19 protein-coding genes are annotated in these 23244 nt (G+C 52.7%); 17 read left to right on the top strand and 2 right to left on the bottom strand.

The features are described from left to right. Nucleotides 1-4 precede the first annotated feature (4 nt). Nucleotides 5-709: a succinate dehydrogenase/fumarate reductase transmembrane subunit gene (locus FBAL_RS02375; RefSeq protein WP_013343976.1), complete on the bottom strand. Its 705-nt coding sequence runs from the start codon at nt 707-709 to the stop codon at nt 5-7. A gap of 156 nt (nt 710-865) precedes the next feature. After that, nucleotides 866-1531, bottom strand: coding sequence for a hypothetical protein (locus FBAL_RS02370; RefSeq protein ID WP_013343975.1), 666 nt, complete (start codon nt 1529-1531; stop codon nt 866-868). A 199-nt stretch (nt 1532-1730) separates the two neighbouring features. Here FBAL_RS02370 and prmA point away from each other — a divergent pair, with 199 nt between their 5' ends. The 17 genes from prmA to FBAL_RS02290 all read left to right on the top strand — a co-directional run bounded on the left by prmA (nt 1731) and on the right by FBAL_RS02290 (nt 23229). Continuing rightward, nucleotides 1731-2618 (top strand): 50S ribosomal protein L11 methyltransferase, encoded by an 888-nt coding sequence (gene prmA / locus FBAL_RS02365; RefSeq protein WP_013343974.1) that lies wholly within the window; start codon nt 1731-1733, stop codon nt 2616-2618. Nucleotides 2619-2839: 221 nt separating this feature from the next. Further along, nucleotides 2840-3799: a tRNA dihydrouridine synthase DusB gene (gene dusB, locus FBAL_RS02360; protein ID WP_041251145.1), complete on the top strand. Its 960-nt coding sequence runs from the start codon at nt 2840-2842 to the stop codon at nt 3797-3799. A gap of 26 nt (nt 3800-3825) precedes the next feature. Then, nucleotides 3826-4134, top strand: coding sequence for a DNA-binding transcriptional regulator Fis (fis, locus tag FBAL_RS02355; RefSeq protein ID WP_013343972.1), 309 nt, complete (start codon nt 3826-3828; stop codon nt 4132-4134). Between the two features lie 916 nt (nt 4135-5050). Next, nucleotides 5051-5857 (top strand): ABC transporter permease, encoded by an 807-nt coding sequence (locus FBAL_RS02350; RefSeq protein WP_013343971.1) that lies wholly within the window; start codon nt 5051-5053, stop codon nt 5855-5857. Then, nucleotides 5854-6534 carry an ABC transporter ATP-binding protein gene (locus tag FBAL_RS02345; RefSeq protein ID WP_013343970.1) on the top strand — a complete coding sequence of 227 codons (681 nt, stop codon included), beginning with the start codon at nt 5854-5856 and terminating at the stop codon, nt 6532-6534. Before FBAL_RS02350 ends, FBAL_RS02345 begins: the two co-directional genes overlap by 4 nt. Nucleotides 6535-6538: 4 nt before the next feature. Beyond that, the gene (locus tag FBAL_RS02340) at nt 6539-7744 is read left to right on the top strand and encodes a KpsE/RkpR family capsule polysaccharide export protein (RefSeq protein ID WP_041251144.1); all 1206 of its coding nucleotides are present in this window, start codon (nt 6539-6541) and stop codon (nt 7742-7744) included. A gap of 1 nt (nt 7745) precedes the next feature. Next, nucleotides 7746-9410 (top strand): polysaccharide biosynthesis/export family protein, encoded by a 1665-nt coding sequence (locus tag FBAL_RS02335; protein ID WP_013343968.1) that lies wholly within the window; start codon nt 7746-7748, stop codon nt 9408-9410. Between the two features lie 178 nt (nt 9411-9588). After that, nucleotides 9589-11457 (top strand): coiled-coil domain-containing protein, encoded by a 1869-nt coding sequence (locus tag FBAL_RS02330; protein WP_148226694.1) that lies wholly within the window; start codon nt 9589-9591, stop codon nt 11455-11457. Nucleotides 11458-11474: 17 nt separating this feature from the next. Next, entirely contained in the window at nt 11475-13643 is a 2169-nt protein-coding gene (locus FBAL_RS02325) for a glycosyltransferase family 2 protein (protein WP_013343966.1), read from the top strand. A gap of 4 nt (nt 13644-13647) precedes the next feature. Continuing rightward, entirely contained in the window at nt 13648-14529 is an 882-nt protein-coding gene (locus FBAL_RS19775; RefSeq protein ID WP_013343965.1) for a glycosyltransferase, read from the top strand. Further along, nucleotides 14519-16543 (top strand): glycosyltransferase, encoded by a 2025-nt coding sequence (locus FBAL_RS19465; protein ID WP_083771142.1) that lies wholly within the window; start codon nt 14519-14521, stop codon nt 16541-16543. The genes FBAL_RS19775 and FBAL_RS19465 overlap by 11 nt, the downstream gene beginning before the upstream one ends. Before the next feature lie 73 nt (nt 16544-16616). Continuing rightward, nucleotides 16617-17783, top strand: coding sequence for a nucleotide sugar dehydrogenase (locus tag FBAL_RS02315; RefSeq protein ID WP_013343963.1), 1167 nt, complete (start codon nt 16617-16619; stop codon nt 17781-17783). 9 nt (nt 17784-17792) lie between these two features. After that, nucleotides 17793-18383, top strand: coding sequence for a hypothetical protein (locus FBAL_RS02310; protein WP_013343962.1), 591 nt, complete (start codon nt 17793-17795; stop codon nt 18381-18383). Between the two features lie 12 nt (nt 18384-18395). Next, entirely contained in the window at nt 18396-19298 is a 903-nt protein-coding gene (gene galU, locus FBAL_RS02305) for a UTP--glucose-1-phosphate uridylyltransferase GalU (protein ID WP_041251142.1), read from the top strand. A gap of 76 nt (nt 19299-19374) precedes the next feature. After that, a complete protein-coding gene (locus FBAL_RS20565; RefSeq protein ID WP_013343960.1) occupies nt 19375-21609 on the top strand; it encodes a glycosyltransferase family 2 protein in 2235 nt (744 codons plus the stop codon). Then, the gene (locus tag FBAL_RS02295; RefSeq protein WP_013343959.1) at nt 21606-22193 is read left to right on the top strand and encodes an ATP-binding cassette domain-containing protein; all 588 of its coding nucleotides are present in this window, start codon (nt 21606-21608) and stop codon (nt 22191-22193) included. Before FBAL_RS20565 ends, FBAL_RS02295 begins: the two co-directional genes overlap by 4 nt. A 4-nt stretch (nt 22194-22197) precedes the next feature. After that, a complete protein-coding gene (locus FBAL_RS02290) occupies nt 22198-23229 on the top strand; it encodes a glycosyltransferase family protein (RefSeq protein ID WP_013343958.1) in 1032 nt (343 codons plus the stop codon). Nucleotides 23230-23244: the final 15 nt, after the last annotated feature.

Below are 23244 nucleotides of genomic sequence, written 5' to 3'. Positions count from 1 at the left end.
CAGGTTATCTCGATTGAACGGAGAGGGATTGGCCGTCGTTCAGACGCTGGCCATTGTCGATGTGGGCGGCGAGGCTGACGCCCCCCAACACCAGCAGGTACACCACCACCACGGCGGTGATGCGGCGCAGCCCCTGGCGACCGGTAAAGCTGGGCAACCATTTCAGTGCCAGACGGGCCAGACCAATCACGCCGTGCAACACCGCCAGTGGCAGCAGCACGCCATAGAGCAGCCAGCCGCCCTCATTGACGATGCGCAACGCCGACAGCTCAACGCTGATCTGGTGGGGTTGGGTCATCATGGTGATCAGGTGCACCGGCAGGAAGATCATCAGTGCCATGCCCGTCACCAGCTGCACCAGCCACCAGCGGGTGCCGGAGTGATGTACCCAGTGCAGGTGGCGGCTCAGCGCCCGCCACTGGCGGAACTGGATCGGCACACGGCGCAGGGCGGTCCAGACGTGCAGGGCCAACAGAGTCAGGATCACCAGACTGGCGGCCACCACCATGGCGGCATAACCGTGCCCGGCGGGGTCAGCCCAACCGGCATGGAGGAACCAGGCCACGGCATCAAACGCCTCAGGGCCAATCAGAATGCTGGCCTCAAGGTGCAGGTGGAGCAGCAGAAACAGCGCCAAAAGCGCGCCGCTAAGCCCCTGGAGCCCATCCATAATGGCGGGCCCCCGGCCAAAGGGAGAGAGTTTAAACATGTTGAGTCGGCTCAAGACTGGGTAGGGTCAGAGCTGATCAACATAGGTGGCAGCGGGCGAGCTTGATTTGATTCGAATCAAACTCAGAGCAAGATCACATTGGTCGGGCCAATGAGTGAGATCCACATCACGCCCGCGTACCTCAGGGAAATTTCTTCAGAAGCTAAAGCCCGGTACACCGCGGATCACGGCGATGGTCAGCGCCGAGCTGATCAGTACCGCGTAGGAGCCCAATACCCATTTTCGGCTGCCATGGTAAGGCGCTTCCGGGTTGCTGGTGCGCCAGCGGACCACCAAGCGGGCAAGACCCAGAGTGGCATGCAGCAGCAACAGCGGGATCAGCATCACGTAGGCCAGGCGACTGCCCAGTGAGGTCATGCGATGGTACCAGTCGTCGACGGTCGGGTCCGGCGGTGACAACATCAGGGTGTAGCAGAAGATAAAGGTGAGCGGCACCAGCAGGATGCCGGTGGCAACCTGAACGTGGTGATACACCGCTTCCCAGCAAACTGCCGGCTTGCGGCCAAAGCCGTGACGCTCTTTCAGGGGCGGCTTTTCATAGGGCTGGGTCATGGCCAGATAGCCATGCAGGAAGAATAAGCTGAGCAAGATAATGGTGGCAGCCCACTCAGACAGCGTGTGCTCCTGCGGGCAGCCATGGATCCAATCACGGATCGGACTGAGCGGTCTGGGGCCGAGGATCTGGCCAAAACCCCATTGAAATGAGAGCAGGCACTCAAGGGCCAGAATGCCGCCAAGGGTGGCCTGCAACCAGCGTCGATAGAGGGCAAAACGGCGCGGCGAAGCGAAGGGCGTGTCCATACAGTATACAAAGTAAGAAAATGTCCCCTAACATACCGAGCTTGGTGTGATCCAGACCGTGACTTGAATCAAATTGAACCATCCACTTGCGCCTGCATTTGGGCCATTGGGGTTCGACCGCTGAAAAAAGAAACGCTGGCGAAACCGGGCCAAGCCATTACAATTCGCCTCCAAATCCCCCCTTACTCCAGAGAGACCTATGGCCTGGATCCAGATCCGCCTTAATGCCACCAATGAAACCGCCGAAACCATCAGCGACGAACTGATGGAACTGGGCGCGGCCTCCGTCACCTTTGTCGATGCCCAGGACACCCCGGTGTTCGAACCGCTGCCGGGCGAAACCCGCCTGTGGGGCGATACCGACGTGATTGGCCTGTTCGACGCCGTCACCGACATGGCGCCGGTGATCGACGCCCTGAAGGCGATGCCGGAACTGGCCCAGCAGATGACCTACAAAGTGGAAGCGCTGGAAGACAAGGACTGGGAGCGCGAGTGGATGGACAACTTCCACCCGATGCAGTTTGGCCGTCGCCTTTGGATCTGCCCCTCCTGGCGTGAAGCGCCGGAGCCGGATGCCGTCAACGTGATGCTGGACCCGGGCCTGGCCTTTGGTACCGGCACTCACCCCACCACCGCCCTGTGCCTGACTTGGCTGGATGGCCTGGAGCTGGGCGACAAGTCCGTGGTCGACTTCGGTTGTGGCTCCGGCATTCTGGCCATCGCCGCCATCAAACTGGGCGCGCAAAGCGTGGTGGGCCTGGATATCGACCCGCAGGCCCTGACCGCTTCTGCCGACAACGCCCAGCGTAACGGCGTCGAAGAGAAGCTGACCGTGTACCTGCCCAAGAACCAGCCCGACGACCTACAGGCCGACGTGGTGGTGGCCAACATCCTGGCTGGCCCGCTGCGTGAACTGGCCCCGGTGATCAGCGCCCTGGTGAAGCCCGGCGGCCAATTGGCCCTCTCCGGCCTGCTGGTGGAACAGGCCGAAGAGCTGCGTGCCATCTACGGCCAATGGTTCGACCTGAACCCGACCGCAATCGAAGGCGACTGGTGTCGTCTCGACGGCCAGAAGCGGATCGACTAAACGCCAATTCGATTATTCCTTACTCGGCTCAAAAATTAGGCAAGCCAGGGAAAGTCATGAAAGTGAGTGACCGCTAACGTTCGCGTCCCCATTAAAGCCCGGTTTTCCGAAACATTGTCAAGCAAAAAAATTTGCGCCGCGTTCATTTTCTAACCTTCCCAGGTCTGGAAAAAAGGAGTAATATTCGCCCCCTCGTAAACGAGCGGGACGGAAAAGTGACCTTGAAAATTGGACCCTATCACCTGGACAACCAGCTGATCGTGGCCCCGATGGCCGGAGTCACGGATTTGCCCTTTCGCCAACTGTGTCGTCGTTTAGGCGCCGGTCTGGCCGTGTCAGAGATGCTCTCATCCAACCCCTTGGTGTGGGCAACGGAGAAATCCATGGCACGTATGGACCACAGTAGTGAGAGCGGTATCCGTTCCGTCCAGATCGCCGGCTGCGAACCCGAGTTGATGGCTCAGGCCGCCCAGTTCAACGTTGAACGGGGCGCGCAGATCATCGACATCAATATGGGTTGCCCGGCCAAAAAAGTTAACAAGAAGCTGGCTGGCTCAGCCCTGCTGCGCCACCCGGATCTGGTGCGCCAAATCCTCCATGCCGTGGTAAACGCGGTGGAGGTGCCGGTGACCCTCAAGATCCGCACCGGTTGGGACCCGGATAACCGCAACGGCGTTGAGATTGCTCAAATCGCCGAGCAAAGTGGTATCGCTGCACTCGCCGTACATGGCCGTACACGCCAATGTATGTATAAAGGCGAAGCAGAGTACGACACCATTGCTGCTATCAAGCGGTCCGTGTCCATACCGGTGATCGCCAATGGCGACATCGACAGCCCGGAAAAAGCCAAGTTCGTCTTGGACCACACCGGCGTTGATGGGCTCATGATTGGTCGTCCGGCACAGGGACGTCCCTGGATCTTCCGTGAGATCCAGCACTACCTGGCCACCGGAGAACACCTTGCGCCCCCTTCACTGGAGGAACGCAAGGAACTGATGACGGGACATCTGGAACACCTGCACGCTTTTTACGGCGACGAGCGCGGCATGCGCATCGCCCGTAAACATGTGGGCTGGTATCTGGACAACCAACAGCAGCCGGAACTGCGCCGACAGTTCAATGCCCTGGACAGCGCCTGTGCACAGCGCGATGCCCTGGCCGGCTTCTTCGAACAACATTGATTGTAAAGAGACAGAGCAAAGACAGTATGTTTGACCAGCAGAACTCCTTTTCTGAAGCGCACCAGCTGACCGTAGGCCAGATCGAAACCCCGAACGGTACCGTTAAGCCCCAGTTACTGCGCGACTCCGTGAAGCGTGCCGTAAGCAACTACTTTGCTCAACTGGACGGTCAGGAAGCCTCCGAAGTGTACGAAATGGTGCTGTGCGAAGTGGAACAACCGCTGCTGGACATCGTCATGCAGTACACCCGCGGTAACCAGACCCGCGCCGCCAACATCCTCGGCATCAACCGCGGCACCCTGCGTAAGAAGCTGAAGAAGTACGGCATGAACTAAGAGCCTGGCTCTTTAGATGCAAAAACCCGAGTCCTGTGACTCGGGTTTTTTTGTGCCTGACGATTGAGCCAGTGGATACATATTGAGCGGAAATGACATCATTATTCAAAAAATGCGAGGAAAAACGAGCCACATCCACTCCCGACTAAATAGTCAGTTGCTCTGCCCATCCGCCCCCTCTCAAGTTTAAGAGCTACATTTCCAGACAAAATTTCAGCGAATCAGACCGTTGGCAATCCCACCTTCACATCAAAGCGCACAAACTGTAACCAGATTGCCTTTTGACAGTGTGAACGGGGGATTGTTAATGTCGCCTACCGAAAGAAAGAGTCAAAGGATTGACGTTCGTAGCCTTTTCAAGGATTCGCCACGAGATGCCACGCATTTCGTCGCACTACCAAACTCACCTTCCCTTTCTCCCACTTTCATGCGCAGGCTTCCCCGCTCACTCAAGAGAAATGACTGTTTTTCTGTGATTTAGCAGCATGCCGCGCAGCGTCCATATCTGCAGCGATGACGTAAGCCATTGGATATGGGCATTTATGGGCGATTTCCTACAGAAGTGATGGCAAAAAGCCAAATTTGTACATCTGGCCAGTGGAAAAACAATATTTGTATGGCAAATCAAGAAAATGATGCTGACGCGGAACCTTATCACAAAATAAAATCACCCGCGATTGTGAGGCTAGCACAGAGATGCTAGATTGCGCGCCAATCTTCTGACAGCTAAGACAAAATCTGACCTTTCCGCACTTTGGGAGCGACACCTAAGGGCGGGAGCGTGCCCAGACGCAGGATTGCAAAAAGCGCAATCCCCATCAAAACCGCGCCATGCGGAGATAGCGTTCACTCACCCACGCTAGACAATCACTCAACTTCGCAGCAGGCATCCTCTCTGCTCGCTTTATCTTTGAGAATGAACACAACCAACACTCTTATCCGCCCGCCCAAGCGCAGCCATTGGCAGATCACCTGTGATGTGGTGTTTGCCCTCATCATCCGGGAACTGAAAACCCGCTTTGGCGCCAACCGACTGGGCTACTTTTGGGCCTTGGCGGAGCCTATTGCTCAAGCCGGCATCATGGTTCTTATCTTCACTCTGCTAGGACGCAATAGCATTTCTGGCGTTCCTGTCGCCTTGTTTATGCTGGTGGCCATTCTGCCCTTTAAGTTTTTCAGCAAACTGGTGCCACAACTCACTGCGGCCGTCGAAGCCAACAAAGGATTGCTGAGCTACCGCCAGGTAACGGCAGCGGACCCCATCCTCAGCCGCGTCATTATTGAAACCGTGACGTTTTTGGTGGTGTACCTGTTATTGATGGCGACCCTGGCCTGGCTGAACTTTAGCGTCGTACCGGAAAATCTGCTGGCGCTCCTTGGGGTCAGCGCGCTCGTGCTGATGTTGGCGCTGGGATTGGGACTGATGCTGTGCAGCGCCGTCACCTACTGGAAAGACACCGGCAAAGTGGTGGCCATGGTAATGCAGCCGATGTTCTTTATCTCCGGCATATTCTTCTGCGCCACCATGATTCCGCAGCAGTACTGGTACCTGTTCAGCTGGAATCCCCTGTTCCATGTCACTGAGCTCAGCCGTGACGCCTACTTCAGCGCCTACACCACCCCGGTAGGCAGTTGGGAGTACCTGGGACTCTGGGCGTTCAGCTGTTTTACTCTGGGGTTGATGACCTTTCGGGTGTGTCAGCAGAGGTTTATCACCTCATGATCCGCTTTGACAACGTCAGCAAGTTCTACCCCACCAAATCCGGTCGGCATTACGTACTGCGGGATGTGAATCTGGAACTGCCCACCGACCGCAATATCGCGATTCTCGGCCCCAACGGTGTTGGCAAATCCACTCTGATACGGCTGATGGGCGGCGCCGATATCCCCAACCGGGGACAGATCAGTTCAGACCAGAACATCTCCTGGCCGCTCGGCCTGCAGGGGGGGCTCCAGGGCTCAATGACCGCCCGCGAAAATGTACGCTTTGTCGCCCGCATTCACGGCTACAAAGACACTAAACCCATCGAGCGGCGAGTTGAGGAGTTTGCCGAGATCGGCAAGTACTTTGATGAGCCGGTGAAGTCCTACTCCAGCGGCATGCGCTCCCGCATCACCTTCGGCCTCACCATGGCCTTTGATTTTGATTTCGATGTGCTGCTGATCGATGAGCTTGGCGCCGTTGGCGATGCCAACTTCCGCAATAAGAGCGAAGCCTTACTGCAAAGCAAATTTGAGCGCACCAAGCTGATCATGGTCAGCCACTCGCTTAAAGAGCTCAAAACATACTGCCAGTCTGGGTTAGTGCTAATAAACCAACAACTTCACTACTTCGAACACCTGAACGACGCCATCACCCTTTATCAGGACACCTATGTCAAACCCATCAGCAAAGCCTGAAACCATGAAAACCGACAAGGCAAAGGCCTCGCTCTCTCCCATGCAGCGCAAGCTGCGTAAGCTGAAACGTGACCCCAAGCTATTCCTGGTGGACTCCAAAGCCTACCTGGGCACCCGCAAAACCCTGTACCTGACCTGGGCCAAACTGGGGTCCTTTGTGCTGGTACTGCTGGCTTCACTGTTGGTGGTGAGCTACTACACGGTGATCGCCTCCCCGCGCTACACCAGCCAGGTGCAGTTTGTGGTGAAGCAGGCCAACGACAGTGAGCTGGCCCTGCCTGGCCTGGCCGCCATTGGCGCCGCATCCCCCTCCACCCGGGACGCGCTGATCATTCAGGAGTACATCCGCTCTGCCGAGATGGCGGAAGCTCTGGATAACGCGGTGGGGCTGAAAACCCACTACGAAGACCCGCGCTGGGATGCTCTCAGCCGCCTGACGGCCAACAGCACTCAGGAGGAGTACCTGGAGCACTTCCAGAAGCGCCTCACCGTCAAATACGACGAGCTGTCGGAGATCCTGCTGGTGGAGCTGCAAAGCTACGACCCTGAGTATTCATTGAAGCTCGCGAACCAGCTGCTGGCCATCAGTGAGCAGTTCATCAATGACCTCGGCGAGAACATGGCTAATCAGCAGCTTAAATACGCTGAGCAGGAGGTCAACCGGGCCCATCAGTTGCTGAGTGAACAACAGATCAAGCTGGTGGCGTTTCAGAATACCCATCAACTGCTGAGCCCGGAGAGCCAAAGTGGCGCTCTGCTGACCGCCGTGCACCAGCTGGAGGCGGAGATCATCGCCCAGGAGACGGAGCTGAAATCCCTGCAGGCCTATATGCAGCCTGGCACCGCCGAGATCCGCGCCCTGGAGTTCCGACTCGACGCCCTGCGTAAGCAGTTGATTGAGGAGCAGCGCAAGCTCACCAACCCGGAACAGCCGTCACTCAATCAACTCTCCGCGGACTTTAAAGCGATTGAGCTGAATACCAAGCTGGCCGCTGACCTCTACGCCTCCGCCCTGACCAGCCTTGAGTTGGCCCGTTCCGAAGCGTTTAAGAAACTCAAATACCTGCTGATCGTGGAGTACCCCCGACTGGCTCAGGAAGACACCTATCCGAAGCGCCTGCACAGCATCGTCACCTGGTTCGTTGTGCTGTTGCTGCTGTACTTCGTGGGACGGCTGATTGTGGCCGTGATCAAGGAACACCGAGACTGATATGCACAACTCCATTCTGGCCAAACTGGCTCTGGCGGGCGCCTTGAGCGTCCTGCCCCTTTCCACCACTTTTGCTGCCATTACCTTTCAACAGGACGTGGAAGCGGAGCAGGTGGAGACCATGTCGACCGCCAAGGTGCCCAGTCAGCGTTATGGCAGCTGGTTATTTAATGGCGCCTTCAGCCAACACTCCTTCTCCGCCACCAACCCGGAGTACCGTCTGACCCAGGGCGATACCCTGATTGTGCAGGTTTGGGGTGCCATCAACCATCAGGCCGAAGTGGTGGTTGACCCTCAGGGCAACATCTTTATCCCCAAGGTTGGCCCCATCAAAGTGCTGGGAGTCAGCAACGCCAAACTGAACGAAGTGATCTTTAAAAGCGTACAGCGGGTGTATCAGGCTAATGTAGAGGTGTATGCCTCGCTGATGTCGAGCCAGAAGGTCAAAGTGTTCCTGTCCGGGATGGTCAACCAGCCTGGCCTGTATGAGGGGCAAAGCGCGGACAGCGTGCTTCGCTTTATCGACCAGGCCAGCGGCATTCGTGACGACATCGGCAGCTACCGCAATATTCAGGTCAAGCGCAATGGTCGCCTGGTGCAGCAACTGGACCTCTACCAGTTCCTGCAATCCGGCACCCTGCCACCGATGCAGCTTCAGGACGGCGACGTCATTTTTGTGGGCCCCAAACAGGGCGAAATCACCCTCGAAGGAGAAGTGGGGTTTCAGGGGTACTACGAGTTGCTCGCCAACGGTAATAAGGCCAATCCGCTCAAACCCATCCTGGACGCGGTGGTCGCTGGGGAGCAAGCCACCCACGTCACCATCGTGGCGCCGGAAGCCGGAGCCTCCTCAGCCGGCAACCGCCGCGTAAACGCCACCCAGTACCAGATTGAAGACGCCGGAACGATTCAGGTATCCCCCGGCGCCCTGGTGAAGGTAACCGCGCAGTTACGCCCCAACTCCATCAGCATCGACCTGATTGGCGAGCACGACTCTGCCCAGGAGATGGTGCTGCCATGGGGCGCCAGCCTGCAGGACCTGCTGGACCAAACCCAATTTACCCGCCTCTCCAACCAGAGCGCGGTGCAGCTTTATCGTGAATCCGTCGCCGAGCGCCAGTACGAGATGCTGCAGGCCTCTCTCTCTGCGTTGGAACAATCGGTACTTAATACCCGTTCCAATACCCGTGAAGCGGCCGAATTGCGGGCTGCCGAAGCGGAAGTGATTCTGCGCTGGATTGAGAAGGCGCGACAGGTTCAACCCAAGGGTCAGGTTCTGCTCAGCGAGAGCAGCGACTTTAGCCAGATCATCCTGCAGCAGGGCGACAAGGTGGTGATCCCCGCCAAGCGCAACCTGGTGATTGTGCATGGAGAGGTGATGTTCCCCACCGCCATCGCCTACCGGGATGACCTCTCAGTGCTGGACCTGATCAATAAAGCGGGCGGCGCCAATCAGGAACTGGATGAGATGAACATCCTGGTGATGAAGCCCAATGGCAGCTTTGTCACCGCCAACAAAATGCTGAAAAAGCGCGATGTGATTGCGCCGGGCGATGAAATTTTTGTGCTCTCCAAGCCCGACGAGAAGAGCATGCAGTTTGCCAAGGACATCACTCAGATCATCTTCCAGGTGGCAATGTCAGCGGCCGTAGTACTCAGTATCTAACGACTTTTCATCGCGCACAGAATCACCGAATACGGAATCTCTGGCGAACTCTACCAAACAACAACTTCCCCAAGCCGACATGAAAACCCAAAAGCGTCCGCGCAAAAAAATGACTCGCATTACCCAAACCGTCGAGCCATCCGGTTCCGAACGGATTCAATACCAAAAGGACTTTGACATGACCCAGCAGAACCAGGCAGTCACCGTTCAAGAACAACATCTGCCCACCATTTCGTCCAAGGTAATGTTCTGGCGACCACGCTATCTTGCCGACTCACAATGGTTGCAACACATTCCTTTCTACTTTTGGCTGACTGAAGCTCTGAAGCCTCAAGTGGTCGTTCAACCTAGCTTGAACAGTGCCGTGGGCTATTTCGCCCTGTGTCAGGCCATCGACAAACTCAATCTGGACAGTTTCGCCTACGGTGCATTCAGCCCCAAATGTGATGTTGAAAAAGTCAAAGCCTACAACCACGAAAACTATCGTGAGTTCTCCCAGCTAAGCGATTTGGACGAGAACACCATGCTGCGGGAATTCGACCGAGGCAGCATCGACCTTCTTATCCTCAAACACGATTGCGAGCTGCTAACCAGCGACAAGGGGCGACAAGAGCTCAAAGAGCGCCTTACCGACAGCGCCGTTGTCCTGATTCATGGCACCAAGCTTAAACACGTTCGCAAGCTGTGCCAAACATTGAGCAAGACCTATCCGTCGTTCGAGCTGACGCAATGCCAGGGCCTCTTACTGCTGTGCATGGGCAGTCAAATCCCCGAGCGACTTGAAGCACTCATCAATCAATCCAAAGACGTCAGTGCACAACGTCTGATCCAGAACATCTACGCCCGACTCGGCAGTGCCAATGAAGACGCCTGGCATCGCCAAGTGTATGAGCGTCGTGTGCATGACCTGACTGAAAAGCTTCAACAGCAAACCCACACCATCCAGCAAATTCAAGGGGCAAAACAAACCTTGTCCGAGACGCTGGAACAAGCAAACAACGACATCCAGGCAGCCAAATCGCAACAGGCCAAACTGAGCGAACGGCTAGAGCAATTCGGTGAAGAAACCGAACTGAATCAGCAGCAGAAACAACAGCTGGAACGAGAAAAAGCGCAACTCGACAAAGAGCTGGCTCAGCTAAAAATCAGCCGTCAGGATGCCACTTCCGAGATTGCCAAGCTGCAGCAAGACATCGATACCCGCTTCGATGAAGTAGCCAAGCTCACCCAAATGCTGGTTGAGGCAGAGGCCCGCTTAGAGAGCCTGCAAAAGGAAAATCAGGAGTTGCGGGAAGCACTGCGCAACAACAAAACCCTACAGGAACAAACTCGCTCCGATGTTGCGCAAAAACAGAGTCATATCGACCAACTCCAGACCAAAGTAAGCGCCCACCAGCAGGAGAACGAACAGCTTCGTAAGGCCCTTCAAAGACATCAACAACAGGAAGAGGGCCAACAAAGCGAGCTGAATAAACTGAAACAACAAAACGCACTGCTGGAACGAGACCAAAAAGTCGCTGCGGATAAAATTTCGTCCTTGGCCCAGTCAGAGTTGTCGCTTCAGAAGTCGCTAAGCGAGCGCTTCGATGAGCTGGCCACATTAACCAACCTGTTGCAGCAAAAAGAGCGAGAACTCTCTGGTCTCATCGAGCAGATGAAGGACAGTGAAAAAGCGCTTACGGATTCGAAGCCAATCAACAATGGCAATATAAAGAAAACCATTACGGCATTGAAGCAACGACGAAAAAAGGCTCGTCAATTTGCAAAAGATGTTGAGGTTATTCGCCAATCAGATCTCTTCGACGAAGCGTGGTACCTACAACAGTATCCGGACGCAGCAAAACATAAGCATGGCGCAGCAGGTCACTATCTAGAAAGAGCAGTGGAACTGGAAGTTAACCCTTCAACGGCTTTTGACGGCAATTGGTATCTTAAGACTCATGAGGATGTAAAAAGTGCGGGTATGAATCCGTTGTTTCATTATCTCAAATTTGGCCATAAAGAAAGTCGTCTGTTCAAACATTTACAAGTTAAACATCCGAATTGATAAGTTATAAAGACAACATGCAAACTCTAATAAGCGAAATTAAAAACAGCGGTCTATTTGACATCGATTGGTACCTTAAACAGTATCCTGATGTGAATTTGAGTGGTCTGCCGCCAGTGGAACATTACCTTAAGTTCGGTTGGAAAATTGGTCGCGATCCATCTCCTCATTTTTCGACTCAGGGCTACTTATCACATTATGAAGATGTACGTCAATCCGGGCTTAATCCGTTGGCACACTTCATACGTTACGGTATCAATGAAGGTCGTATAAAGGCTGGTGTAAAGGTACAAAAACCAAAAATCGAAGCCCTGCCCATAAAGCCTCGAGACACAGGCTGTCGATTCGATGCTGTAACTCAGCTTATGCTATTAAACGAATCGGGTGAAACCAATGCACCTGAGTATCATGAACTGTTAAAAAAGGTAAAGGAGCAACAGGCCAAGAAGTCGGAAGACGCTGAGACGAAAGAGGTCGATCCAATTCCGGGAGACTGGCCGAAAGATTTGCAGTTGCGTCCATTGCCCGAGTCAACCAACGACTACCAGTGGATAAAAAGGTACAAAAAAAATGCACTTCCTGATGAAATTGGCCTGAGTGTGGTTATACCCACTTTCAATCGTAGTCATATTCTCCGGGTGACCTTGGCTGCTATGCTGCACCAGCGTACAGATTATCCATTTGAAATTATCGTTGCCGATGACGGTAGCCAGGAGGATATCCCTAAGGTAGTTCGTGAGTTTGAAAATAAGCTCGAAGTCAAATATGTCCGACAAAAGGACACTGGCTACCGTCTCAGTGCAGTGCGTAATCTGGGACTTCGTACTGCCAAGTATGAGTATGTATCGATACTAGACTGCGATATGGCGCCAAACCCAGATTGGATACAATCAATTATCAATATCCTGATGGAGTCTGATGACGTTGCAGTCATTGGCCCAAGAAAGTATGTGGATACCAGCATGCTGGCTATCGACTATTGTGAAAGTACACCTGACTTTTTAGCGAAGTTGCCGGAAGTGCGAACAAACAACAGTGTAGCCGGTGCTGACGCAGGTGCTATCTCCGTAGATTGGCGTTTAGCCACGTTTGAAAGCACCGATAACCTAAGGCTGTGTGATTCGCCGTTTCGTTTCTTCAGTGGCGGAAATGTCGGCTTTTCCAAAAAGTGGCTTGAAAAGGCGGGGTGGTTCGATGAAGAGTTTGAAGCCTGGGGGGGGGAAGATGGCGAGTACGGCTACCGCCTTTACCGATCCGGTGCCTTTTTCCAATCCCATATGGGTGCTATGGCCTATCACCAGGAACCGCCAGGTAAAGAGAATGAGACCGACCGAGCTGGTGGCAAGGCGATCACGGAAAAAATTCGACTGGGTAAGGTGCCCTATTTTTATCGAAAGATAGCATCAATCGAACAGGCAGAAGTAAACCCAGTCCCTTTGGTATCGATTTACATCCCGGCTTACAACTGTGAGCAATATATCGTTCGATGTGTAGAAAGTGCGCTAAATCAGACAGTCAGTGATCTGGAAGTTTGCATCTGTGATGACGGCTCTACAGACAATACGTTAAAAGTGCTTCAAGAAAACTATGATAACCACCCCAGAGTTCGCTTCGTTTCGCAGCAGAATGGCGGAATCGGCGCCGCTTCTAACACTGCAGTAAAGCTTTGCCGTGGTTTCTATATCGGACAGCTGGATTCAGATGATTTTCTTGAGCCGGATGCTGTCGAGTTATGTCTTAAAGAGTTCTTAAAAGATCACTCACTCGCCTGTGTTTACACCACTAATCGCAATCTCGATGGCGAAGGAAAGCTGCTTGCCAATGGCTATAACTGGCCTGTGTATTCCCGTGAAAAGTTAACCACTGCTATGATTTGCCATCATTTCCGTATGTTTACTTCCAGAGCATGGAATTTGACTGATGGATTTGATGAAAAAATTACCAATGCGGTTGACTATGATATGTATCTAAAGTTGAGCGAAGTGGGGCCATTTAAGCACGTCAATAAGATTTGCTATAACCGTGTACTGCACGGTGAGAATACATCGATTATGAAATTGGCAGCGCAAAAGGAAAATCATTTTAAAGTAGTGAATGAATCATTGTATCGTCAAAATCTAGACGCACATGTTTACTCACCATACTCAACATTAGATTCTTGCAGAAAATATAAATTTACTAGTTGAACTTATGAAACCTATAATTGGATTAATTAATTTTAGCACTCTTTGTAAAAAGAACTCTGGTTCATTTATCTCATCTAGAGAAAGTGACTGGGAAACACATAAGCAAAGTGTCTTGTCAAGATCTCGACTAGAGGAAAGACTGTTCTATTTTGAACAGGTTTCACTCAAGCAGTTCGATTCTCAAGTTGATGTTAATTATTTTGAAGAATTTCGGCTTGTAATCTTAATTAGTACGCTACTTCATGACGATTTAAAAAAGAAAGTCTATGAATTGCAAGTAGGGCGACCATGGATGATAATTGAAGAGCGTGGGGAAGAAGATTGGTTAGATGCGACAGGTGCTATTTCTCGCGCATTAATCTCTCTGATTCGAGGGAGAGCAACTAAATATATTAATGAAGACAAAGTTTGCTTTGCATCTTTTCGGCTTGATGATGATGACTTTCTATCAACGAATTTCTTGAAGTCACTGTCCAGTTATATTAATGATGATAATGCTGGTAAATTTGTTACTTTTTCTCATGGTTTTAAATGTTGTTGGATATCCAAAAGAATTGTTAATCTTGTTCGAATTCATAAGCCGCTGATTGCAATAGGACTGTCGCATATTGGTCAGTTTTGTACAAAGACAATGGATTTCTCGACAGATCCTAAGACAGTTTTTTCAGGTGTGAATCACTACAAAATTGGAGAGTCGTCCTCAGTTATTGAAGATATCACTCCAGGAATGTTTATATGGTCGCAGCACTCGAATCAAGATACTCACAATCGATTTAAATCAGTTGAAATTGAAGATTATTGGAGAGAGATTCCAAATGAAAATCTTTACAAAGATTTAGGAGGATACGATGGAATCGAAAGTCACTTTAAATTAAATGATGCTTGATCACATATATCCTAAAGCTTGCAAGTTTGATGCGATTCATGTTGAAACAATGTTTCGTATAAGGTTTGACTTTGTTGTGTCAGTTGTAATTCCGACTTTGGTTTGCGATGAAAAGTTTGAGTTCGCATTTAATTCATTACGAGGCCAAACTTCAGAAAATAATGAAATATTAGTTGTAGTAGACAATTCGATTGCATGTAATAGGGTTAGCCATGGGGTGCGTCCTCTTATAAATTTTGTGAACCTTGGGGCATATGGCGCCCGTAACCAAGGTCTCAAGCACGCTACTGGCGATTTCATTACAGTCCATGATGCTGATGATTGGTCCCACCCACAGAAACTGGAGATGCAAGTTAAGGCATTGCTGGACAACCCCAAGGCAATGGCCAGCGTTTCCCACTGGGCACGCTGCACCACCGATATGCAGTTTGAAACCCGTCCCGATGGCAGTGTGGTGCATCGCAATATCTCCTCGCTGATGATCCGTCGCGAAGTGTTCGAGCGCCTGGGCTATTGGGACCGAGTGTCCGTCAACGCGGATACTGAATATTACTACCGTATCCTCGCGGCCTATGGCCCTGACAGCATTGTTGAAGTGATGCCAGGCAGGCCACTGGCTCTGGGGCGGCGCCATGAAGGCAGCTTAACCATGCAGCCGGAAACCCATTGGAAAACCCAATTTGGGGGTGTGCGCAAAGACTACATGGATGCGGCGCATAAATGGCATAAGGAGTGTGCAAAAACGGGCAATTGGTATATGCCCTTTGCCCCCAAAGAGCGCCCATTCCCGGTGCCTGAGCTGATTGATCGTGCTGTTATCGAGTTAGGCGAAAAGGTTTGGCCACACATTCGGGCCAAACAAGCGCCAAAGGATGGATCTCCGTGCATTTTGCTCTGCGGCCATGCCGCCGCAGAGCAACAGTTTGGCGCAGAACGCAGTCTTTTGGATCTGGCCAAAGCGATTGATGCCTGCGGTTATCGACTGGTCCTGACTCTGCCTGAGCGGCAAAATCACTATATTGAGCAGCTGAAACCCTATTGCAGTGACATCGTGTTACTGCCCGCCCCATGGCGTGAGGATGATGAAGTTTGGGATATCGCGGTTGACGCCTATCAACGCCTTATCAACCACTTCAACATCGATTTGATTCACGTCAATACGGTGGTGCACCGCACGCCGCTGCTGGCAGCCAAACGGCAAGGCACCAAAAGCGTATTGCATGTGCGTGAGCTGCTCAGCTCAGATTCCGCATTGCAGGCAGCAATGGGCCAGTCAAACCAAACCAGCACCGAGCCAACGGATATGGCGGATCTTGTGCTCGCAAATTCTCACTATACCGCCGAGCAGTTAGCTCACCGCAGAGACGCAAAAAATGGTGATCGATTAGACACTCAAATCCGGGTACTCACCAATACCGTCGAACTGAGCAAAGCATGGCAACCCAAAGCTTTCAGCTTGGGTGATCCCATTCGAGTCGGCATGATCAGCAGCAACCTGCCGAAAAAGGGCATTGCGGACTTTATCCGTGTGGCACAAGGGGCACTCGACGCTTCACTGGCCCTACAGTTTTATCTGATTGGTCCCCGTAACGAGCATATCGATTCATTAAGTCATGGCTTACCCAGTAATGTGGCCCTAATCGATTACAGTCCAGGTCCCGACGCCGCACTGGCTCATATAGACCTATTGCTTAACCTTTCTCTGTTTCAGGAAACCTTTGGCCGAACCGTTGCGGAAGCGATGTTGGCCGCCAAGCCCGTTATCACCTATCGATGGGGTGCCTTGCCAGAGCTCGTCAACAATGGATGCAATGGCTTTTTGGTGCACCTCGGGGACGTAGAGGGCGTCGTCTCCAGACTGGCCTATCTTTGCGACCATCCGGACCAGATCTATCAGTTTGGCCAGGAGGGCCAGGCCATGGCCCAAACCCGTTTCACCCCAAAGCGCTTTCGCGATGAACTGGCTCAAGTTTACCAGTCTCTGCTGGGCGTCAGCACACCAGTAACTCACTGAACACCCCACCGCCAGATGCATTGAGTATCTAAACAAGCGGTGTGCCCTTAATTAACGGAACGATAGAAATCCAATGAAAATCGCCATTGCCGGCACAGGCTATGTTGGCCTGTCCAATGCGGTGCTGCTGGCGCAGCACCATGAAGTGACAGCTGTTGATATTGTTCCGGAAAAAGTCGAACAGATTAATCAGCGCATTTCGCCGATTCAGGATACCGAGATTGAGCTCTTCCTGAAGGAGCGCCTGCTCAACCTGACCGCCACACTGGACTGGAAGGCCGCATACCAGCAAGCCGACTTTGTCGTGATTGCCACCCCTACCGACTATGATCCGGTTACCAACTACTTCAATACCCGTTCGGTAGAAGCGGTAATCGATAACGTTATGGCGGTCAACCCAAACGCCATTATGGTCATCAAGTCTACGGTGCCAGTTGGTTATACTGCGGCCGCCAAAGCCCGGTTTGGTACGGACAACATCCTGTTCTCTCCTGAGTTCCTCCGTGAGGGCAAAGCGCTGTACGACAACCTGTACCCCTCACGGATTATTGTCGGTGAACGCAGCCAGCGCGCAGAACAGTTTGCCAAGTTGCTGGCTGAAGGGGCGGTCAAACAAGACATTCCGACTCTCTTTACTGACAGCACCGAAGCGGAAGCCATTAAGCTGTTCTCCAACACCTACCTGGCGATGCGCGTGGCCTACTTCAACGAGTTGGACAGCTATGCCGAGGCGCATGGCCTGAGCAGTCGCCAGATTATTGAGGGTGTCGGCCTGGATCCACGTATTGGTGACCACTACAACAACCCCTCTTTTGGTTATGGCGGCTATTGTCTTCCCAAAGACACCAAACAGCTGCTGGCCAACTATCAGGACGTCCCGAATAACCTGATCCGGGCCATCGTCGATGCCAATACCACCCGAAAAGACTACATCGCGGATTCCATCATCCGACGTAACCCTCAGCGCGTCGGTGTCTATCGCCTGATCATGAAATCCGGTTCAGACAATTTCCGGGCCTCTGCGGTGCAGGGCATCATGAAGCGGATTAAAGCCAAGGGCATTGAAGTTGTGGTGTATGAGCCAGCGTTAGACGATGCGGAATTTTTTCATTCGCCGGTTATCAACAACCTCGAAGAGTTCAAAGCCAGCTGTGATGTGATTGTGGCCAACCGGCTGGTCGATGACCTGTCAGACGTGGTCAACAAGGTATACACCCGAGACCTTTTTGGTAGCGACTAAGGAGCCCCCATGTTCAGGGACTTTGAACTGACCTTCAGCGAACCGTGCAGTGAATTTGTGCGCAAAACCTACCCTAAGCACAAGGTGATTCTTGAGTACGGAGCGGGCGGTTCAACGCTACTGGCCGCCGGGAATGGCAACACCGTCATCACCACCGAGACCGACCCACGCTGGCTCATCGAGTTGATGGGGGCTTACAAAGAGCAGGGGCTGCCCGGCGATATCATCCCAATCTGGGCCGACATCGGCGCAACCAAAGCCTGGGGCTATCCCACTGATGACATTGCCATCAAGCAGTGGCCAGCCTACCCACAACGTCCATGGCACTATTGCAATGAACATGGGATTAAACCGGACCTTATCCTTATCGATGGCCGCTTTCGTGTTGCCAGTTTCCTGACCGCCTGCGTCAACATCACTAAAGCGACTACGCTGTTGTTCGATGACTTTGTCGAGCGCGAACACTACCACGTAGTGAAACAACTGTTTGAGCCCACCCAAATTATTGGCGAGCGAATGGCGGTATTTCGCCTTCGCCCCAAAAAAGTCTCCAGCCAGTTTCTGTTGGAACATATCGATTACTACCTTGATCCCAGATAGATGCCCTCGAGTATGAAAGCGATTATCCCCGTTGCCGGTTTGGGCACCCGTATGTTGCCCGCCACCAAGGCCATCCCCAAAGAGATGCTGCCCATTGTCGATAAACCTCTGATTCAATATGTGGTTAATGAAGCGATTGCCGCTGGAATTAAAGAGATCGTTCTGGTGACGCACTCCAGTAAAAACAGCATTGAAAACCACTTTGACACCAGCTTTGAACTTGAAGCCACGCTGGAAAAACGGGTAAAGCGCCAGTTGCTCGACGAAGTGCGGGGTATCTGTCCCAAAGGCGTTACCATCATGCACGTTCGCCAGGGCGAGGCCAAAGGACTGGGCCATGCCATCGCCTGCGCCAAAGCCATTGTCGGTGATGAACCCTTTGCCGTGCTGTTGCCCGATGTGATTGTTGACCAATTTCAATGCGAGCTGACTCAGGACAATCTGGCTGAAATGGTTGCCCGCTTTAAGGCGTCCGGCCACAGCCAGATCATGGTTGAACCTGTTCCAATGGAAACGGTATCCAACTATGGTGTTGCCGACTGCGGCGGCATCCGGCTTGCGCCGGGAGACTCATCGGCCATGACGGCGGTTGTTGAAAAGCCCGCGATGGAAGACGCCCCCTCCAACCTCGCGGTGACAGGACGTTATGTGCTTGATCGGTCTATCTGGCCTCTCCTGGCCAAAACCGCCCCGGGAGCCGGTGGTGAAATTCAACTGACCGACGCCATTGCCGAACTGATGAAAACCCATCAAACCGAGGCTTACCACATTGTCGGCAAGAGCCACGACTGCGGCAGCAAAGCGGGATACCTCTGTGCCAACCTGGAGTATGGGTTACAACACCCGGATACCGCAGATGCGCTAAAAACGGCGATTCAATCTGTCGCTGGCCCCGAAACCCACAATGCCGCATAATTCTCTATATAACTGATAAAAATACATTTAGCCCCAGTGCGACCGCATTGGGGCTTTTCAACACTTAAGAGATTCCATGACGTTTTTCTCTGAGGCGCAGGGTTGGCTCTCCCCTAAAATCCAGTTCCGCTTGTTGCCCAAGAAAGAACTGCAAACCGGCCAGAGCCTGGATTGGGCATCAACGGGGTATGACCCAACCTTTCACCTGAAACATCGCGGCGCCGCACCGAAGGGCTGGTATATGGTCAGCCTTCGTATCACGGCCTCTGTGCCGAGGGTAACCGCCAAGCTTTACGCCGACTACGGCGAGGGCATTGATGAAAAGCAGGCGCTTCAGTTTAGCGTAAAAAGCGGCACCCTTTTTAAGCGGGTTTGCCTGTTTCAGGATAGACCCGTTCGCCTGCGCCTTGACCCGTGCCAACAGCCTTGTGAATTCACGGTAGAGCACCTGGCCTTTACCAAATTGACCGAAAGGCGGGCCCGGGCACTGATGCAGAAAAAACTGCAGGGCAGACGTAACCTTGGTGCGCTCTCCTCTCTGGACAGTTCCCCCCTGCTCGAGCAATACAACCAATGCTTTGACCATAACCTGAGTGCAATTACCTACGCACAATGGATGTCTCAGGTCGAAGCCCCGACGTTGGACAGCAGCAGTCTGGAAGCGATCTATCGTAAGTTGGCTAACAAGCCGCTGATTTCCGTGCTGCTCACCACCTACAACACGGAACCTGAGCTGCTACGCCAATGCATCGAGTCGGTTCAGGGGCAGCGCTACCCGCACTGGCAGCTCTGTATTGCCGATGACGCTTCAAGTCATGAGCCCGTCCGTGAGTTGCTTCGTGAATTTGCCGAAACCGATAAGCGGATTCGGCTGGTCCTTCGGGAAAAAAATGGACACATTTCTCAAGCCAGCAACTCGGCACTCGAACTGGTAAATGGGGAGTTTGTCGCCCTGCTGGATCATGATGACTTATTGGCGCCTCATGCTCTGCTGATGATGGTGAAAGCCATCAATGACGCCCCCGAAGCCCAGTTTTTCTACTCTGACGAAGATAAGATCGACGAACACAACCAGCGAAGTGAGCCTCACTTTAAATCCAGCTGGAACCGGGACCTGTTCTACTCCCATAACTACATCACGCACCTGGCCGTTATCCAAACCGAGTTGGTTCGACGGATCGGCGGGTTCCGAGCGGGAGTCGAAGGCAGCCAAGACTACGATCTGTTTCTGAGAGCCATTGGTCACCTTGGCAATCGACAAATTGTTCACGTCCCTCATGTGCTTTACCACTGGCGTGCCATCAATGGTTCAACGGCACTGAGCGCTTCACAGAAAGGCTATACCTCAAAGGCGGGACTCAAAGCGCTGCGCGATTACTTTAACTCGACCAATCTGGAAATTGAGGTGACACCGCATCGCCTCAATAACTGCTATCAGGTTCGCTGGCCGCTCGCCGAGCCGTCACCACTGGTCAGCCTGATCATACCCACTCGGGATGGCTATGAACTGCTAAAACAGTGCATCAGCAGCATCCGCAACAAAACGCGATACTCCGCATTCGAGATTCTGGTTATCAACAACCAAAGCCAATGTCCCAAAACCTTGGCTTACTTTCGAGAGCTCGAACAAACCGGACAAGCGAGAGTGGTCGATTTTGATGACGAGTTTAACTTCTCAGCCATCAACAACCTTGGTGTGGCGCATGCCCGGGGACAGATTGTCGGGTTAATCAATAACGATATTGAAGTGATAAACCCCGATTGGTTGGATGAGATGGTTCGTCATGCCAGTCGTCCCGATGTGGGTTGCGTCGGGGCCAAGCTTTTCTATCCCGATGGTCGTATTCAGCACGCTGGCGTGGTGCTTGGCATCGGTGGTGTGGCTGGGCATGCTCACAAGTACTTTGCGGGCCACCACAACGGCTATCACTCTCGCCTGAGCCTGGTGCAGAACTACTCGGCCGTTACCGCCGCCGCACTGTTGGTTCGAAAATCAGTCTATCTGGAAGTTGGGGGACTGGAGCCCCTGCTGAAAGTCGCGTTCAATGATGTGGACTTTTGCCTCAAGGTCCGCGAGGCGGGATACCGAAACGTATGGACCCCCTTTGCTGAGCTGTACCACCATGAGTCGGTCAGCAGGGGCTTCGAAGACACTCCTGAAAAGCAGGCCCGCTTTAGTAATGAGATCCGGTGGATGGAAAAGCGCTGGGGCGAGGTATTGAAGTCTGACCCCTGCTATAACCCCAATCTGAGCCTGACCCACGAAGACTTCTCATACAACACCGAACCCGCTTTGACACCGTCACCATGAATCAAACCATTTTACTGCTGGGTCCTTCAGGCATTGGTAAAACCACCGTTGTGAAGGCCCTGACTCAACGCACACCTTCGGTAGCGTCGGTGACGTTGGACAACATCACCCATCGATACGCGCGGGCACAAGGGTTGATTGGCCCTAAAGAGGATCTCAATGCGCTCATTGCAGCGCTTGAGCACGACCGTGAGCGCTTTCTGAGTTTTGGTCAGGAAGCCTTAGCCATACACACCGAGAGTTTGGTGGATAAGTCGGTCATTGTTGATGTGGGAACCGGATTTCTTGATGCCCCTAGCTCAAAAACCTGGATCCGGGGATATTGTTCAATCTGTCTTAGTGCGGACTCTGCTGCGGCTTTCGATCGCTTTCGTAAAGCCAGGCAACTGGATATTACTTACGAACAATACATGACAACCCAGTTTTCCAAGTGTCGCAGTAGTACCTATCAACTCGCAGATACCGTGATAAAGACCGACGCGCTCTCCCCTGATGAAACCGCACATCGTTTTGCCTGCACCGTATTTGGCATGCTCCCTAAAGAGCAAGCCCGCATTGCTTTGGCCGAATGGCTGAGAGACTAGTTTGATGAGTCTCAATTTCGTTGAGAGGCTGCGACTCTGGCCAACGCCGCGCAAAACGGGGTTGTTCCAACCCCAGTCCAGAGAAACCTCAAACAAGATAGAGCGCACCTGGGTTGTCAGTGAACTTAATACTCCCACCATGGATTATTACTTTCGCAGCAGACAACACCGCTTTCGACGTTATCAGGAGCTGTGCTCGAGACAGTTGCCAGAGAAGGGTCACCCACTATGGACGGCAGCGAACGCTCGAGTCATCCTGAGCCGGAATGTGCCGTTGAGATGGTTACATGCCCTCAATGCACTATCAGTAAAGCCCGCCTCCATTGTGTGGTTTATCGATGATGACATCCCCGGGGCACATCAAGACAAAAGTCTGCCCGACGACTATCGAAAGCGCTTATCTAAGTGGTACACGCAGGCATACCCATTGCTGCAGTCACTTTGCACTGAGGTATGGGTATCCACTCGCTACCTTGCAGAGAAATATGCCCTTCCCGACCAGAGCGTCCTACCACCTTTGCAGTTAAGTTCACCCTGCAACTCGATGGTTAAATGCTTCTATCACGGAAGCAGCAGCCATACTCTTGAGTGGGCATTTATTCATCAGTTTGTCACTGCAGTGCAAGCCCGTTACCCCAATACCTGGTTTGAGCTTATCGGTGATCACAGCTTGAAACGACGGTTCAAGGGCGTTCCCCGTGTCACGATTATCCACCCTCTTGACTGGCAAAACTATCAGGCACTGATCCAAAGTCGCCGAATGGATATCGGACTGGTGCCTCTGTATGATTCTCCCTTCAATCGAGCTCGCTCCCATACCAAGATGCTTGATATTCACAGACAGGGAGCGATTGGAATCTATGGTTCCCGATTCCCACTAGCCAACAGAATTAAGGATGAGGAAGCTGGCGTGGTCTGTGAGGACGGTCTGGATAATTGGCTGCACGCTTTTTCTTACGCAATGGAAATGCCAAAGGACAAAACTTTCGAAAAAGCGACCCGCCTGATAGAAAGCGTTGAGTCCGCAGAACAATAAAGTGTCTCAACCGTT

This window comes from Ferrimonas balearica DSM 9799 (assembly GCF_000148645.1).
Lineage (GTDB): Bacteria > Pseudomonadota > Gammaproteobacteria > Enterobacterales > Shewanellaceae > Ferrimonas > Ferrimonas balearica.
The sequence above is the reverse complement of the archived record's forward strand: the minus strand, read 5'-3'. Positions and strand labels throughout refer to the sequence as shown.

Bases quoted from the DNA above. Each gene is read 5' to 3' on its own strand.
- FBAL_RS02375 (WP_013343976.1), bottom strand. From the start codon at position 709: ATGTTTAAACTCTCTCCCTTTGGCCGGGGGCCCGCCATTATGGATGGG.
- FBAL_RS02370 (WP_013343975.1), bottom strand. From the start codon at position 1,531: ATGGACACGCCCTTCGCTTCGCCGCGCCGTTTTGCCCTCTATCGACGC.
- prmA (WP_013343974.1), top strand. From the start codon at position 1,731: ATGGCCTGGATCCAGATCCGCCTTAATGCCACCAATGAAACCGCCGAA.
- fis (WP_013343972.1), top strand. From the start codon at position 3,826: ATGTTTGACCAGCAGAACTCCTTTTCTGAAGCGCACCAGCTGACCGTA.
- FBAL_RS02350 (WP_013343971.1), top strand. From the start codon at position 5,051: ATGAACACAACCAACACTCTTATCCGCCCGCCCAAGCGCAGCCATTGG.
- FBAL_RS02345 (WP_013343970.1), top strand. From the start codon at position 5,854: ATGATCCGCTTTGACAACGTCAGCAAGTTCTACCCCACCAAATCCGGT.
- FBAL_RS02340 (WP_041251144.1), top strand. From the start codon at position 6,539: ATGAAAACCGACAAGGCAAAGGCCTCGCTCTCTCCCATGCAGCGCAAG.
- FBAL_RS02335 (WP_013343968.1), top strand. From the start codon at position 7,746: ATGCACAACTCCATTCTGGCCAAACTGGCTCTGGCGGGCGCCTTGAGC.
- FBAL_RS02330 (WP_148226694.1), top strand. From the start codon at position 9,589: ATGACCCAGCAGAACCAGGCAGTCACCGTTCAAGAACAACATCTGCCC.
- FBAL_RS02325 (WP_013343966.1), top strand. From the start codon at position 11,475: ATGCAAACTCTAATAAGCGAAATTAAAAACAGCGGTCTATTTGACATC.
- FBAL_RS19775 (WP_013343965.1), top strand. From the start codon at position 13,648: ATGAAACCTATAATTGGATTAATTAATTTTAGCACTCTTTGTAAAAAG.
- FBAL_RS19465 (WP_083771142.1), top strand. From the start codon at position 14,519: ATGATGCTTGATCACATATATCCTAAAGCTTGCAAGTTTGATGCGATT.
- FBAL_RS02315 (WP_013343963.1), top strand. From the start codon at position 16,617: ATGAAAATCGCCATTGCCGGCACAGGCTATGTTGGCCTGTCCAATGCG.
- FBAL_RS02310 (WP_013343962.1), top strand. From the start codon at position 17,793: ATGTTCAGGGACTTTGAACTGACCTTCAGCGAACCGTGCAGTGAATTT.
- galU (WP_041251142.1), top strand. From the start codon at position 18,396: ATGAAAGCGATTATCCCCGTTGCCGGTTTGGGCACCCGTATGTTGCCC.
- FBAL_RS20565 (WP_013343960.1), top strand. From the start codon at position 19,375: ATGACGTTTTTCTCTGAGGCGCAGGGTTGGCTCTCCCCTAAAATCCAG.
- FBAL_RS02295 (WP_013343959.1), top strand. From the start codon at position 21,606: ATGAATCAAACCATTTTACTGCTGGGTCCTTCAGGCATTGGTAAAACC.
- FBAL_RS02290 (WP_013343958.1), top strand. From the start codon at position 22,198: ATGAGTCTCAATTTCGTTGAGAGGCTGCGACTCTGGCCAACGCCGCGC.